Origin of the sequence: Micromonospora sp. CA-246542 (genome assembly GCF_050942905.1) — a bacterium.
Lineage (GTDB): Bacteria > Actinomycetota > Actinomycetes > Mycobacteriales > Micromonosporaceae > Micromonospora.
This window is the reverse complement of the sequence record NZ_CP192040.1, coordinates 412,945-426,620: the sequence shown is the minus strand read 5'-3', so window position 1 is coordinate 426,620 and position 13,676 is coordinate 412,945. Positions and strand designations below refer to the sequence as shown.

15 protein-coding genes and 1 pseudogene are annotated in these 13,676 nt (G+C 66.4%); 7 read left to right on the top strand and 9 right to left on the bottom strand.

What is annotated here, in order from left to right; genetic code table 11:
• Positions 1-2: 2 nt before the first annotated feature.
• The 4 genes from ACQP0N_RS02055 to ACQP0N_RS02040 are packed head-to-tail and all read left to right on the top strand — an operon-like array spanning position 3 to position 4,237.
• The gene (locus tag ACQP0N_RS02055) at positions 3-413 is read left to right on the top strand and encodes an HK97 gp10 family phage protein (RefSeq protein WP_433117093.1); all 411 of its coding nucleotides are present in this window, start codon (positions 3-5) and stop codon (positions 411-413) included.
• Positions 413-1,708 carry a hypothetical protein gene (locus ACQP0N_RS02050; RefSeq protein WP_433117091.1) on the top strand — a complete coding sequence of 432 codons (1,296 nt, stop codon included), beginning with the start codon at positions 413-415 and terminating at the stop codon, positions 1,706-1,708. Before ACQP0N_RS02055 ends, ACQP0N_RS02050 begins: the two co-directional genes overlap by 1 nt.
• Complete coding sequence (locus tag ACQP0N_RS02045) at positions 1,708-3,783, top strand: hypothetical protein (protein ID WP_433117089.1); 2,076 nt, start codon at positions 1,708-1,710, stop codon at positions 3,781-3,783. Before ACQP0N_RS02050 ends, ACQP0N_RS02045 begins: the two co-directional genes overlap by 1 nt.
• Before the next feature lies 1 nt (position 3,784).
• Positions 3,785-4,237 (top strand): hypothetical protein, encoded by a 453-nt coding sequence (locus ACQP0N_RS02040; protein WP_433117087.1) that lies wholly within the window; start codon positions 3,785-3,787, stop codon positions 4,235-4,237.
• A 33-nt stretch (positions 4,238-4,270) separates the two neighbouring features.
• Here the strand turns inward: ACQP0N_RS02040 and ACQP0N_RS02035 are convergent, their stop codons facing one another.
• Entirely contained in the window at positions 4,271-4,489 is a 219-nt protein-coding gene (locus ACQP0N_RS02035) for a winged helix-turn-helix domain-containing protein (protein ID WP_433117085.1), read from the bottom strand.
• A gap of 495 nt (positions 4,490-4,984) precedes the next feature.
• On the opposite strand from ACQP0N_RS02035, the gene ACQP0N_RS02030 reads away from it, so the two are divergent.
• Positions 4,985-5,251, top strand: coding sequence for a hypothetical protein (locus tag ACQP0N_RS02030; RefSeq protein WP_433117084.1), 267 nt, complete (start codon positions 4,985-4,987; stop codon positions 5,249-5,251).
• Between the two features lie 28 nt (positions 5,252-5,279).
• Here the strand turns inward: ACQP0N_RS02030 and ACQP0N_RS02025 are convergent, their stop codons facing one another.
• From ACQP0N_RS02025 to ACQP0N_RS02000, 6 genes and pseudogenes are all read right to left on the bottom strand, one after another.
• Positions 5,280-5,501 (bottom strand): hypothetical protein, encoded by a 222-nt coding sequence (locus tag ACQP0N_RS02025; protein WP_433117082.1) that lies wholly within the window; start codon positions 5,499-5,501, stop codon positions 5,280-5,282.
• Positions 5,502-5,596: 95 nt separating this feature from the next.
• Positions 5,597-5,848: a hypothetical protein gene (locus tag ACQP0N_RS02020; protein WP_433117080.1), complete on the bottom strand. Its 252-nt coding sequence runs from the start codon at positions 5,846-5,848 to the stop codon at positions 5,597-5,599.
• A 56-nt stretch (positions 5,849-5,904) separates the two neighbouring features.
• Positions 5,905-7,374: a recombinase family protein gene (locus ACQP0N_RS02015; RefSeq protein WP_433117079.1), complete on the bottom strand. Its 1,470-nt coding sequence runs from the start codon at positions 7,372-7,374 to the stop codon at positions 5,905-5,907.
• Between the two features lie 10 nt (positions 7,375-7,384).
• Positions 7,385-8,347, bottom strand: a pseudogene (gene ssd / locus ACQP0N_RS02010) (septum site-determining protein Ssd); the annotation flags it as partial.
• Positions 8,348-8,569: 222 nt separating this feature from the next.
• Positions 8,570-9,571, bottom strand: coding sequence for a CU044_5270 family protein (locus ACQP0N_RS02005; protein WP_433117077.1), 1,002 nt, complete (start codon positions 9,569-9,571; stop codon positions 8,570-8,572).
• The gene (locus tag ACQP0N_RS02000; protein ID WP_433117075.1) at positions 9,571-10,122 is read right to left on the bottom strand and encodes an RNA polymerase sigma factor; all 552 of its coding nucleotides are present in this window, start codon (positions 10,120-10,122) and stop codon (positions 9,571-9,573) included. Before ACQP0N_RS02000 ends, ACQP0N_RS02005 begins: the two co-directional genes overlap by 1 nt.
• A gap of 186 nt (positions 10,123-10,308) precedes the next feature.
• On the opposite strand from ACQP0N_RS02000, the gene ACQP0N_RS01995 reads away from it, so the two are divergent.
• Positions 10,309-10,674, top strand: coding sequence for a hypothetical protein (locus ACQP0N_RS01995; RefSeq protein ID WP_433117073.1), 366 nt, complete (start codon positions 10,309-10,311; stop codon positions 10,672-10,674).
• A 181-nt stretch (positions 10,675-10,855) separates the two neighbouring features.
• On the opposite strand, the gene ACQP0N_RS01990 is transcribed toward ACQP0N_RS01995, so the two are convergent.
• A complete protein-coding gene (locus ACQP0N_RS01990; protein WP_433117071.1) occupies positions 10,856-11,701 on the bottom strand; it encodes a hypothetical protein in 846 nt (281 codons plus the stop codon).
• A complete protein-coding gene (locus tag ACQP0N_RS01985; RefSeq protein WP_357123619.1) occupies positions 11,698-11,838 on the bottom strand; it encodes a hypothetical protein in 141 nt (46 codons plus the stop codon). Before ACQP0N_RS01985 ends, ACQP0N_RS01990 begins: the two co-directional genes overlap by 4 nt.
• Before the next feature lie 888 nt (positions 11,839-12,726).
• Between ACQP0N_RS01985 and ACQP0N_RS01980 the strand changes: the two genes are divergently transcribed.
• Entirely contained in the window at positions 12,727-13,530 is an 804-nt protein-coding gene (locus ACQP0N_RS01980; protein ID WP_433117069.1) for an HAD family hydrolase, read from the top strand.
• Positions 13,531-13,676: the final 146 nt, after the last annotated feature.

The following is a 13,676-nucleotide window of genomic DNA, read 5'->3' as shown; positions in this document are numbered from 1 at the left end:
CAATGGATATGAAGGTCGGTATCGAGGGCCTGTCGGAATTCAACCGCGGACTTCGCAAGCTGGACAAAGAAGCACCCAAAGGTTTACGCCTCGCCCTCAACGATGTCGCCGGCCTGTTGGTGACCAAGACCCAGCCGAGAATCCCGAAGCGCACTGGCAACGCGGCAGCGTCCCTCAAGGCCCGATCCACACGAACGTCAGCACGGGTGGCGGTGGGTGGCCGGAAGGCACCGTACTACCCCTGGCTGGACTTCGGCGGCAAGACCGGACGTAAGCGCAGTGTGGACCGCCCCTTCTACAAGGAAGGCCGGTACCTGTACCCCACGCTTCGGGAGATCCGGCCCCAGATCGAAACGGCTCTGCAAGAAGCACTCACCGACGTTGCGCGTAGCGCGGGGCTGGATGTGGACTGATGGCTAACACCGTCAACCTGGAGTTTGCTGGCGATGCGTCCAAGCTCGCCAAGGCGAGTAAGGATGCTGAGCGCTCTGTCCTCGGCGTGGGTGACTCAGCGTCCAATGCCAGCCAGGACATGGCGAAGTGGTCCAAGGAAACCGACGACTACACCACCCGCATTGGGAAGCTGGGATCGGCCGTGGATGGGGCGTCCACCGCCATCGGGGACGCTGCGGGGACCGTTCAAGCCCTCGCTGATTTCCAGCAGGCCGGTGCACGCAAGGCGGCTGCCCTGGCCCAGGCGACGAACGACATGGCGCAGGCTCAGGAAGACGCTAACCAGGCCATGATCGACGGGAAGCAAGCCACCCTCGACATCGGCCAGGCACAGATCGATGCAGAACAGGCCGTCATCGACGCTGCCACCGCGCAGAAGGACTACAACACCGCAGTCCGGGATCACGGCAAGAACAGTGCCGAGGCCAAGCAAGCGGCCGTAGACCTCAAGCAAGCGCAACAGGATCTCAAGCAGGCCAACCTCGACGTGACCCAGGCCCAGGCCGACGCGAACCAGGCGACCATCGACGGCACCCAGGCGACGCTGGACCTGAACGAGGCGTCCAAGGAAGCCCATCCCCCGGACCTCCAGCAGTGGGCGGATCAGATCAACATGCTGACCCCGCTGCTGACCGGCATGGTTGGTGTGGTCGGCCTGGTGACCGCTGCCCAGTGGGCCTGGAACATCGCGCAGTTGGCCTCGCCTACGACCTGGATCGTTCTGGGCATCGTCGCGTTGATCGCCGTGATCGTCCTGATAGCCGCCAAGACGGATTGGTTTCAACGGGCGTGGTCGGCGTCATGGAAGTGGATTAAAAACGCGGCTAGCGACACCTGGGAGTGGTTGAAGAAGATTCCGGGGTGGATCGGTACGGCGTTCGGCAAGGTGGCTGGCTTCATCACCGCCCCCTTCCGTGCCGCCTTCAGCTTCGTCGCGGACGCCTGGAACAACACCGTAGGCCGGATGAGCTGGACCGTGCCCGGCTGGGTTCCGGGGATCGGCGGGAACAGCATCAGCGCTCCACACATCCCTCGTTTCCACGGTGGTGGTGTCGTCCCCGGTCCGGTCGGTCAGGAACAGCTAGCGATCCTCCAGGGTGGCGAACGGGTATCGACAACGCGCTCCGGCAGCGGCGAGGAGTGGATTCGCGTTGACCTCGGCGAGCTGGGTGACGCCCTGTTGGGGCCGATCGCTCGGGCGGTACAACGTCGGGGCGGCAGCGTCACTGCCCTCGGCGTACGGGTGGTGCGGTGATGGTGCACAACGTGGGCTTGCAGGCGTACCTGTCCGGCGTGTGGACGGACGTACCGCTGATGGCTACCAGCGTGAAGGTGACGCGCGGCCTGGACCCATTCGGCACGTGGCCGCGCCCCTCGCGCATTGAGTGCGAGATCGACAACGACACGTTGAACTACGACCCGTCGCGCCCTACCTCGCTGCTGTACGGCATCGCCGGTCGCAACACCCGCGTACGCATCAGGCCCAACAACACGACCTACCTGTGGGCCGAGGCATCGACGTGGACGCCGGAGCGCACCATCGACCACACGCCGGGGGCAAAGCGCGGGCGTTCTACGACCCGGCTGGTCGCTGAGGGCTTGCTGAGGCGCATCGGTACGTGGTCGGACCCGATCCGCTCGCCGATGTACCGCACGATCTCCAGCCGCGCGACGTCCATCGGTCACTGGTCGTTGGAGGATGACCGAGACGCCCTGGCGCTCTCCAACTCCTACCCGGGCGGGGCGCTGGGCACCATCTCTAGCGGCCTAACGATCGGCGATAGCGAGTCAGCACAAGGCGCCGCTCAGTCGGTGCGCGTCGGTGCCGCCACTCAGATGACCGGCCGGTTCGCCGACGCGTCCGCTACTGCTGGTTGGCAGATCGCCTGGTCCTTCAAGCTGCCAGCCGTACCGGCGGCAGTCGGGCAGTTGTTGAGCTGGACGACCTCTAACGGCTACACCTGGACGATTGAGGCTGACGCGACGGGCTACCGGATCACCGTCACCAACGCTGCCGGTGCTTTGCTGCTGTCGGGCAGTGTGCTCCCCGGCGATGCGGGGCCGCCGAACCGATGGACCACGATGAGAGTCAAGGTCAGCGCCTCTGGCGGCACCGTCACCGTGGAGCACGCCTGGTATGCCCAAGGCCAGACCACCACCACCGGCTGGACAACCACCTTCTCGGGCACGGTGGGAGCGCTGCGGTCATGGACACAGAACGGAAACCCTGTCGTTGACGGCGGGTGGTTCTCGCACATCTTCGGCGTAACCGGCGTCTCTGACGTCCTGAACAGCGCTACGGCTTTGCAGGTGTTCAACGGCTACAACGGCGAGGCGGCCGGTACGCGATTCCTGCGGGTGACGGCGGAGCAGGGGCTTACCCGGGCCATGATCGGAGGGTCCACCAACAGCCTGCCGATGGGGCCGCAGAAGCCCGGCACCCTACTGGACATCCTCAAGGAGATCCGCGACACCGACGACTGCCGCATCGATGATGAGCGCTTTGACATCGGGCTGACTATGACGGTGCGCCGTGGCCTCTACAACCAGACACCGGCGCTGGCCCTGACCTACCCGGGCGACATCTACGACTATGAGAAGGAGATCGGCGACCTCAACACCCACAACCGGGTGACCGTCAAGAACGCCTCCGGCGGTGAGGTAACCGTCACCAGGGACTCCGGGCCGATGAGCGTTCAGCCTCCACCGGCTGGTGTGGGACTCAACCCGGCCACGGTAGACGTCAACGTCGCCGACGAGAAGAACCTAGAGCCCATCGCTACCTGGCACCTGGCCAAGGGCACGCTCGACCTGCCGCTCTACCGCAGTGTCTCGGTGAATCTGACCGCGAGTCCGGCCCTGGTGACTGGGGCGCTCGCCGTTCGTGAGGGCAGCTACATCACCATCACCGGCCTGGAGGCCGAGACGATCCACCTGTTGGTGGTCGGCATGGTCCGGCAGACGACGCCCGGCACGGACATCATCACCTACTCGTGTGAGCCGTACGACCCGTACCGGATCGGTGTGTGGGATGACTCGGCTTTCCGGTACGACTCCCGGACCAGCACGTTGAACGCCGGATATACCGCCTCAGCTACGTCGATGGTGGTCACGTTCACTGACCGCGCCGACGCCTGGTCGACCACTGCCGCGCCGTACGAATGGCTGGTAGGCGGGGAGCGCATCAGGGTGACGAGCATGGGAGCCGTGTCCGGGTCCGGCCCATGGACGCAGACCGCGACAGTCGTCCGAGCAGTCAACGGAATCAGCAAGGCACAGACGGCCGGCACTGAGGTGCATTTGGCTGACGCTAAGAGATGGGGTTTGTGAGATGGCTGCTGGGGACAGGGCTTACTGGTCGGACATCGCCACGATAGCCGCGCGGACCGCGCTGAGTGGTCAGCAAGCCGTCAACGCGAACACCCCCCTGACAACCACGATGACGGACATGCCTGGCGCGCTGGTCACCATCACCACCACGCTGCCCAATATGGTCGCGCTGGCTCTGATCGCTGTTGACTTCCAGTGCACAACCGCCAGCGGAGCTACGCCCTATGCGCTGATCTCGGTGGATGGCGTCGACCAGTCCCAGAACGCCACCTTCTACCCAGGCGGCACCGTCGCGGTCGGCGGGCGTGCCACCGTCTCAACGTTCTGCATCGTCAGCCTTGCCACCGTTGGCAACCACACCTTCAAGATGCGGGCGGCGTCATCCAGCTCGTCCGGGGTGTGGCGGGTCAACTCCGGTATCTCGACGCTTGCGGCCCTAGCTCTGCCCGCGTAACCAGTCCATCGCCTCCCGTAAGGGGGGCTTTGGTCAGTCCGCCTTCGTGACGTAGACCCCTCGGCCCGGCTGGCCGTAGACCAGTCCTCGCGCCTTGAGCTGGATCATCACGAACCGGATCACTGTCTCACTCACCTCGTACAGGTCGCATAGCTGCCGGGTGCTGGGCAGCTTGTCGCCCGGCTTCAACACACCTGACTCAATCTGCCGCGAGATGTCGTCGGCGATCTGTTGATACAGCGGCTCAGCCATGCGTCGTCCTCCCTGTGTCCAGAGAACACGCGGGGGGATTCGGCAGGCGATACGGGGTATCGTCGGCGTACCCAGTGTACCCAGTAACGTAGGTTGGAGGTGCACCGTTGCCGAGCTTCGACGAATACCTAGCGGCAGCCGCCCGGACGTTCGCACGCAGGCACAAGCCGGTGTGGTCGTGGATCAAGTGGCGGAACGTCTGCAAGTGCGGGAACGAGCTGCCCTGTCGAGCCAGACACAAAATCCCCATCAACCGGGGTCACTGGCCGGGTGAGAGCTGATGGCCGTGCACGGGCCGGTGCTCCCGCTCTGGTTGTGCGAGGCGTGCGACCGGCCCTGGCCCTGTTCCACACGCCGCCTGGAGTTGTTGGACGAATACGCCGCCTCGCCGGTAGCCCTCCGGATTTACATGGGGTCGCACCTGGTGGCGGCTACGCAGGACATGACCTGGGCTCCCGCCGACGCCGTGTACCGCCGATTCCTCGGGTGGCTGTCGTGAGGCCGGGAGACGTCGTCCTCATCGGGGCGGCCTGCTCGCCGCAGTTCACCGGGGACCGGGCGCTGATGCTGCGCGTGGTGTCCGTTGGCGAGCCCGACCCCTACCACGATTGGATCTGGATCACCGGGTACGTGCTCGACGCACGGGGCGACGCTACGGCCAAGCGCGAGGTGTACGTGATGAGGGCCGGGGTGGTCATCCAACGGCGAACCGCCCCGGCGGGTGTGCAACCGAGGCGGTCCAGTTCGCGCGTACGGGCCTAAGCCGTATTGGCGGGTATCCCCGCATGGGTCATTTGGTGGTGGCGGCCTCAGCGGCCTTCTTCCGCTCCGCGCGGCACGCGGCCCGACCCTTCGGCGTACGCGGGTGGGTGCAGTTCGAGTGATCCAGGCGTCCGGTGTTCTCGGACGGGACCGGGCCCTTAGCCGGAGCGGCCTTCTTCGCCGGGGCCTTCTTGGCGGCAGCCTCGGTGGCCTTCGCGGTGGTGACGGTGGGCTTCGTCGGTTCGGTCATGGTGTCCTCCGCTGTTGTGTGGACCGTTGCCCAGCCAACGTAAGAGGGCCCCTGACCAGTCCTAATACCCTTCCCACCTGGTCTGAAATTTGACCCTACTGATCTTCGCCAGTTGGGACGACCGGCTCCGCGAACTTAAGACCCTGAACCTCCATTGCGAACTTCGCTATGCGGTTATCGGGGACATCGGCTGCCCAGCCAGCTCCGTGGCCGTTGGAGTCGACTAAACGCCGGTAGGTGTTACCGAACATGTCCGTATAGGACACGATCGCGAAGTCGTCTGCGGCGTTCATAAAGGCCAAAAAGTTCTGGGTGTATTGGTCCATGACTTGCGGTGAGAACTCCATGACTCCCGACCCTAGACACCATCAGACCCCCCGGTACGAAACGTTTGTGAGCCAGATCACACCAGCCACGTCACGGTGAGGCGCTGACTGAACACCTTCGCGCGGTGAAGCTCGAAGCGCTTCTTCCAAGCTGCCTCGTCTTCGCCCCTCTTCCTCGGGGGTGCACTGGTGAACGCCCGGCCTGTCTTGGGGTTGATGGGCTGAGGGCCAACCTCGATGCGCTCGATGACCGAGGCGAGGATGGTCCGCTTCCACACGTCGTCGCGGTCAGCCCAGATCGCCTGTAGCTCGGTCCCTGTTGGCAGGTTGATGCGCTTGCGGGCCAGAAGGGCGGCATCACGCGCCTGAGTGTTGGTTTCGATCCGGTCCGTCAGCCGTGCGCGCCTCCGCTGGTAACGCTGCCGGGGGAGGTTCCCATCGTCGTACTCGTCCTCAAGATCCTTTAGCTTTTGCTCGTCATCGAAGATCTTCTTACGCAGCTCGGCCGTGGGGTCGTCGCCGCTCTCCTGGTCTGCGATGGCTTGGCGTACCTCGGGGGTGTCCAGCACATAGAACACCTGGTCAGCGATGTAGTTCTCAAGCGGTCCCATGACGATCCGGGTCCTACCACACCCGCCTCGACCGGGGTTGCACTCGAACGACTCGCCCTTGCCCTTGGACGACATCACTACGTCGCACTCGCAGACGACCAGGCCCGACAGCATGTATTTGCGCTGGTTGAACTCCTTCTTCCCGCGCTCGGGATCACCCAGGATCTCGACCACACGCCGCCAGTCGTCAGCCTCAACGATCGGCTTCCAAGGCGTCGGATATTGCTCGCCGTTGTACTCGCGCAGGCCAGCGATGGCAGGATTGGTCAGGGCGCGCTTCAACGTCCGCCGCTGTATCCCCAGGTCCCTGGCGATCCCGTACAGCGTCTCGCCAGCCAGCACCCGCCGAACGGCATCCTTCGCACGTGGCGCATCGGTGGTGTGGTGCCGGAAGTTGACGTACTTGACCTTGCCTTTGACGATGTCCTGGTCAGCGTCAACGCCGAACGGCAGGTTGCCACCGTGGAACTCCCCGGCCTCCGCCCGGCGCTTGACGTCCCGCTCTACCCGTTCGGAGATGTCCTCGGCCTCACCGGCGTCCTGAGCTGCCAGGGTGCGCGCGATGCGTCGGCCCGCAGAGGTCTTGAGGTCGAACGACGGCGACCGGATGTACTTGAACTCGATCCCGTAGTCCACGGCGAGGTCAATCAGGTCCTCGTGCTCACGGGGTCGACGCGTAAGGCGACCGGTGGTGTACGCCGCGATGACCTCGAACTTGCCAGCCTTGGCATCGGCCAACATGCGCTCATAGTCGTCGCGGCGCTTCTTCGATCGCGTGCTCGCTGACTTGTCGTTGTCGACGTAGCTCGCGACGTACACCAGATTCTCACGCTCGGCGAACTCGTCCAGGTCTTCGTCCTGTCGACCAATGCCCAGCTCATCGCCCTCGCGGTCGTCGCTGATGCGCCGGTACTTTGCTGCCCGTCGGGGTGCCATGCCGGGACCGTAACGGGATACCCCTTGTTGTGCAACGGGTCACCTCGGTGGCGCGAAGGCGGCCCGGGGCGGGCCCGCGCACCACCACCGAGAGCGCGTCGCAGTGTGGTGCCGCCACCGCCACCACCCGGGCGGCGGCCGCGGTGGCACGCAACTCCGCCGGTACGACGACGAACGCCTGGTCGGCCGCCTGCAACGCGACCACGGCGGCGTCGTCGAACTGCCGGGGCAGGTCGATCACCACGAAGTCCCGGCCCCGGTGGGCGGCGTCGACGGTCGCCGCCATGGCCGCGGCGGGCAGCGCCAGCATCTCGCCGCGGTCCCAGGAGAGCACCACCAGGTCGCCTCGACTGGGCAGGGCCTGGACCAGCGCGGGTGCGTCCACCCGCCCGTCCGCGCTGGTGAGCGACGGCCAGCGCAGCCCTTCCAACTGTTCCCAGCCGAGGACGAGATCGAGGCCACCGCCGAGCGGATCAGCGTCGATGAGCAGAGTGCGCAGTCGGGCCCGCGCGGCGGTCACGGCGAGCCCACCGGCGAGCACGCTCGCCCCGGCGCCACCTCGGCCACCGAACAACGCGACGACCCGCGCACCTGGGCCGCCCGGCTGCTCCGGGCCGTGCTCGGCCAGGCGGTCCACGAGCCACGGCTCGGCGGCGGGCAGCGCGGCGACGTGTTCGGCGCCGATCAGCTCGGCGATCTGCCAGCCGGGGTCGATCTGACCGGTCCGGCCGACGAGCACCAACCGGGGCCGCTTCGGTAACCGGGCCCGCAGGCACGCCCGCGACTGGTCGACACCGAGCAGCACCAGCGGCGCGGAGGCCCAGCGGGTGCGTGCCGCGGCCGGGTCGGCGGCGAGTTCCACCTCGGTCCCGCCGGCGGCGGCGAGCCGGAGCAGGTCGTCGAGCAGGTCGCTGTCCCCAGTGACGACCAGTGGGAGCCGTCGGATCGGCGGGACGGAGGTACGGGGTGCCATCGCGGCCTCCAGCGGTCGGGATCGGATGCACCGCCGACCCTGCTCGCGGTGAACCCCGAACGACGCCCCCGACCCGGCCGCCTGTGGACAATTCAGGGGCCTGTGGACAACGCCCGCCGAGACCGTTGATCTGCTACGCGCACCGGCGTTCGCGCAGCTAGCAGCGCTGCCGCAAAAACAGCCCGGGGCCGCTCCCGAGAGAGCGGCCCCAGAAATCGCTGGTCAGCCGACGCGGTCGGTCCAGGCAGTGTCGATGATCATCTGGTACGCGCTGATCCGTACCGGCGTGAGCGTCAGCATCTCGTGGGCGAGCAGGCCGCCCGTGATCGCATCGAAGATCAGGAGGGACTGGGCGTCGTGTTCCCGGTCGTCGTGGGTGACCGCGACACCGGCCCGACCGGCGCGATCGGTCACCTGCCCCCGCCAGCGCAGGCCGGGCAGGTCGGCGAGGACCCGCAGGATCTCCGCCCGGGTGGCGCGCGGTATGACGTACCGCGCGTAGAGCGTGCCGACCGCCTTGCTCGCCGACCCCGGGCCGTACTCAATCTTGAGCACTTCCCGCAGTCGCACCGGATCGGCCGGCGGTGGCGTCAGCTCCATCGGCGGCAGCGGAATCAGCGACGATTGAGAAGGGTCGGCCGGGCCCTGGGGGAGTTTGCGCCGCCAGTACGCCTGGGACTTCTCGTCGGGGTACTGCGGCTCCAGTTGGGTGTTGGCCTGACTGCCGGTCCCGTCCTCGGCCTGCCACACCTTCGTCTCGCCAACGAAGGCGACGTGGTAACGGTCGTCGGGCGAACTCATCACCGGGTCACCCCACACCTTCGTGTGGTGGTACATGTAGCGCCCGCCGCGGTTGTCGTACCCCGCGTCCTTGATCTTGTTCGCCAGCGCGCGCAGCCGCGGGCCGGCAGCCGGTGGGTCGGCGTCGAACTGGTAGGCGACCGGCACGAGCACCAGGCCGGCCGCGTCGCCGGGCCCACCCGGGACGTCCGGGGTGCTCTCGCCGAACGGCCGCAGCGCGGCCGCCGCGCCGGCCGCCACCGCGAGCGTCCCGGCCGTCAGGACGAGCCGGCGAGTCTGGCGTACGCGCCGATGCGCCGCCGCCTCGGCGACGCCGGCACGATCGATCAACTCGTGGGCCGCGACCGAGGGCGGCGCGACGGTCGCGCTCCGAGCCGGATCGGCCGGGCCGATGAGAGTACGGGTGCGTGCCACCGAAAACATCACAGCTCCTCTCGCGTGCTCGCCAACAGTGGGCGGCGGGGACGGACCGGCCGGCTCGACATCGCCACGGCCAGCCGGCGGCGAGCGCGGTGCAGGCGCACCGCCGCGGTCGTACGGGTGCAGCCGAGGACCTGCGCGGCCTCGGACACCGTCAACTCCTCCCAGCCGACGAGCCGCAGGATCTCCTGGTCGAGGTCGTTGAGGGTCGCCAGGGCCGCCCGGATGTCGGCGACCCCCACGGTCGTGTCCGCACCGGACGGATCGGCCACCCGCGTCAGGTCGGCATCCACGATCGGCAGAAGATCCGGTGCAGCCCGCCGGGAGCGCCACTGGTTGGCCAACAGGCGCCGGGCCACCCCGTACAGCCAGGGCAGACTGCGGTCCGGCACCTCCCGACGACGCCGCCACGCGACGACGAACACCTCCTGGGCGAGTTCCGCCGACGCATCGGCGTCGCCGAGGCGGCGCAGGCCGTACCGGACGATGTGCGTGTACTCGGCGGCGTAGAGGCTGGTGAACCAGACCTCGTCGCGCTGTCCCGGTGGACCCACCCGAACCCCCACTGCCTCGGCGACTCTCACCCTGTCTTGTGTCGCGGGAGGCTCGACGATTACCGCGCGGTCCGCATCCGTGACCTCGACAGGTCACCCGATCCGTGCCGGATGCTGTCAGCGTTGCTGTCGACCCCGGTGACAGGCGTCCCCGGCTGACCCGTGGGTTTGCGTATGGTCCGGCCAATGATCGTCGAGGGCACCCGTGGCTGCTGGGCCCTGTCGTTACGTCAGCGTCGGGTTGGCCTCTACGCGCACCGACCGTCGCGGTCGGCTTCTTTGTTCCTCGGCCCGGCGTTCATCAATGCAACGACGATCTACGATCTGACGCATTCGGACCTGGTCTACCGCATGCCTGCCGAAGAAACGGCCAATCAGAACGATGTTGCCGACCTCGGCCTCGAAGTGGCCGACCAGGCGGCCATCGTCGTGTCCGGCCTCTTGGCGATGGCAGGGCCCATGCGGCCGGGCGCGGGCACATGCCACGACCTGCATCCCGACGATTCCGTTCGCTCTCTGTTGCGGCGCACCGTTCACCGGAAAGCGAGGTGACTGCCGTTGCAGTACCGGCGGCGCCGTGGGTAGCTGACACGCATCGAGCAGCTGCCGTGGCTTCGCTGCCGCACTGGCACTACGCGCCTTGCCGTTGGCCCGGTCACCGTCGTCAGACAGGCACCGGAGCCGTCGAAGCGCCTAGTCCACGCCCGCAAACTTCCGCAGACTCCAAATCGCGCTAGGAGACAACATTTACTAGAACTCCGATCGGTATCGATGCACCCAGCAGGAATAAAGTTACTAAACGGCGGGAACCAGATGACTGACTTCCCTCTCCCACCAATTCAAAGCCGGGGAATATCCACTTGTGCAGGCGTTCTATATAAAAAATCGGCCACGTTAGACTAAATGCAAAGGCTCCGACCGAGGTCCGGATTTCCAATCCGCTCGACGTCGGCAACACCAGGCCAACAAAGACGGCGGTAGCCGTCGCCGCCAATATTGCGAGACGGGGCCTGGAGTTCTCCGAACGCAACGATGCCCAACGCGGCACACCCTTCTCTATCTCGTCCGCCAGCCGGGCATAGGCCTGCTTGGCCCACCCCGTCCTCCGCGAGGAAACCTCAACAATAACTGCTTCATTAGCATTTCGAGCAAAAGTAACGCTCAAACGCTCCGACGGCCGAAGGGTGGCCACAAACTTCAGGCCTACGACGCTTCTTCGATCAACCTCGGGGAGAACCTCAAAAATCGGTCCCGAAACCTCGTCCTCGTCTTCAACAATTAATCCCACAAAAGGATATGTCTCGTTGCCATCGCCGACAGAAGCACCACCTGGAACTCCGGCAAGATTAATGACCCCGGTCGCTTCAGCAACCTCTCCCGTCTGCCCCTCCTCGTATTCACGCTCTTTCAGCCAAGTTGAGTACAAATCTTCGACAATTCTCCCTAGACGCTCAAGATCCGCGAACTCACCCGACCACGCGTGCCATTGATGGCGTTTGCGGAAGCTGCGCCTGACAGTACTCATGGTGTAAGTCAGCCCTTCAGCGATCGAAACCTTCACAGGCACGGCACTTCTCATGCCATCCCGATCCTCCTATCGATGTCAAGCTCCGGGGATCTCTCGTTGACAGAGCTCTTTTCGTCCCGAACGCGGGACCGCGGCGTTATCGCCTTCCATCCAGTACCGTCCGGTGTGCCGTCGAGCATGGCTGCCATGCCCGCACCTACCAGTGGTGTCCTCAGGCGTTGGCACTCCTGCTGCCTTCTCGCTGGCCTCAACCTCGCCCACGTCAGGTCCCGCGGACCGCATCCCCCAACCCGAGCCTGGCCACCGGCGTCCACGGCCTACTCGATCCGGTTCGGTCGACTTCGGTTCCGCCACACCGATGTTCCGTCCGCCTTCACACGTTGCGACCACGCCTGCTCAGATTGGCCATCTACCCACCGCGTGGATCTCTCCCGCCGCTTCATTCAATGCGATTAGTGGAACACCAAGTTCTCCTGAGCAATGGCCTCGGCGGCTGGGCGATGGCCGCCGGGAAGGTGGCTTCGGCGGCGAGCATGGCGTACTGGCGGGCGCGTTGTGTGGCCACGGCGAGGAGGTCGTTTCCCCGGGGCCTACGCCGATGGGCTCGACGATGAGCTGTCGGGCCTGCGCAGGGCCCAACTGGGTGCGAGGCCGACGGCGCTGCAACTGACCAGCCCTTCGTCGATCCGCCCTGAGCCGACGGCGGAGCAACTTCGGCCAAGGCGTCACCAGGCCGGGAGCGCTCCCCGCAAAGGGACGACCCCCGTCGGGGGGAGACGGGGGTCGTCAACGGTTCGGCTCCGGGGGGGTCGAGCCGAACCACTCAGCGGTCACGGGGGGTGCAACCGCCGAGGGCCTGTCTGTTGCGGGTATGTGAAAGCACGTCGTGCGGACAAGTCTGCCTGAGCGGGCCCGTCACGTCGAGTGTTGTTCACTCCACTCAGCGCGAAAAGCTCCTCGCCGAATGTGAGCACGGTCACGCTGAGCGGTGGTGGGGGTGCCCGTCCGCAGGTCCGAGGGGTGGCCTGACCCCGGGCACCCGCCGACGATAGACCATCCGGCTAGACTTTCGCGCCGTGGGCCGAAGTGCCGCTTTCTTCGATCTGGACAAGACCGTCATCGCCAAGTCGAGCGCCCTGGCGTTCGGTCGGCCGTTCTACCGGGACGGGCTGATCACTCGGCGTGACGTGGTCAAGTCGGCGTACGCGCAGCTGATGTTCCGGCTGGGCGGCACCGACGAGCAGACCATGGCCCGAACACGGGACTACCTGGCCGCGCTCTGCAAGGGCTGGCAGGTGGAACAGGTCCGCCAGATCGTCGCGGAGACACTCCACGAGCTGATCAACCCCTATGTGTACGCCGAAGCCGCCGCCCTGATCGAGGAACACCAGGCGGCCGGGCGGGACGTGGTGCTGGTGTCGGCGTCCGGCGAGGAGATGGTCCGCCCGATCGGCGAGCTGCTCGGGGTGACCGACGTGATCGCCACCCGGATGACGGTGCGGGACGGCCGTTACAGCGGTGAGGTCGAGTTCTACGCGGCCGGTCCGAGCAAGGTCGAGGCGGTCACCGAGTTGGCCGCCGTCCGGGATTACGACCTGGCCGACTCGTACGCCTACTCCGACTCGTACAGCGATCGTCCCCTGCTGGAGTGCGTGGGGCACCCGAGCGTGGTCAACCCGGACCGGCAGCTCCGCAAGCTGGCCTCGGAGAACGCCTGGCCGGTGCTGGAGTTCCGGCACCCGATTCCGCTGGGCCGCCGTTGGCGGGAGCGGCCGGCCGTCCCGGTCGCGGCGGCCGCGCTGGGGGTCGGTGTGGGAGTGGCGATCGGCATCGCCTGGTACGGCCGGCACCGCCGCACGCGCGCCGCCGCCACGGCCTGACCGAGCCCCGTCGGGGCAACGCACGGCCTCGACACTCGCCGACGACACCACTCTCGGTAGGCATCCGCTCTCTCGGCGCTCAACCTCAGGGTGCCAGCGGCATCGTCGACAGTCGTCTATCCGACACAGTTCATCGTCCCCGGTCC

Excerpts from the sequence above, each read along its gene's own strand:
- ACQP0N_RS02055 (WP_433117093.1), top strand. The coding sequence starts at position 3 with ATGGATATGAAGGTCGGTATCGAGGGCCTGTCGGAATTCAACCGCGGA.
- ACQP0N_RS02050 (WP_433117091.1), top strand. The coding sequence starts at position 413 with ATGGCTAACACCGTCAACCTGGAGTTTGCTGGCGATGCGTCCAAGCTC.
- ACQP0N_RS02045 (WP_433117089.1), top strand. The coding sequence starts at position 1,708 with ATGGTGCACAACGTGGGCTTGCAGGCGTACCTGTCCGGCGTGTGGACG.
- ACQP0N_RS02040 (WP_433117087.1), top strand. The coding sequence starts at position 3,785 with ATGGCTGCTGGGGACAGGGCTTACTGGTCGGACATCGCCACGATAGCC.
- ACQP0N_RS02035 (WP_433117085.1), bottom strand. The coding sequence starts at position 4,489 with ATGGCTGAGCCGCTGTATCAACAGATCGCCGACGACATCTCGCGGCAG.
- ACQP0N_RS02025 (WP_433117082.1), bottom strand. The coding sequence starts at position 5,501 with ATGACCGAACCGACGAAGCCCACCGTCACCACCGCGAAGGCCACCGAG.
- ACQP0N_RS02020 (WP_433117080.1), bottom strand. The coding sequence starts at position 5,848 with ATGGAGTTCTCACCGCAAGTCATGGACCAATACACCCAGAACTTTTTG.
- ACQP0N_RS02015 (WP_433117079.1), bottom strand. The coding sequence starts at position 7,374 with ATGGCACCCCGACGGGCAGCAAAGTACCGGCGCATCAGCGACGACCGC.
- ACQP0N_RS02005 (WP_433117077.1), bottom strand. The coding sequence starts at position 9,571 with ATGTTTTCGGTGGCACGCACCCGTACTCTCATCGGCCCGGCCGATCCG.
- ACQP0N_RS01995 (WP_433117073.1), top strand. The coding sequence starts at position 10,309 with ATGATCGTCGAGGGCACCCGTGGCTGCTGGGCCCTGTCGTTACGTCAG.
- ACQP0N_RS01990 (WP_433117071.1), bottom strand. The coding sequence starts at position 11,701 with ATGAGAAGTGCCGTGCCTGTGAAGGTTTCGATCGCTGAAGGGCTGACT.
- ACQP0N_RS01985 (WP_357123619.1), bottom strand. The coding sequence starts at position 11,838 with ATGGCAGCCATGCTCGACGGCACACCGGACGGTACTGGATGGAAGGCG.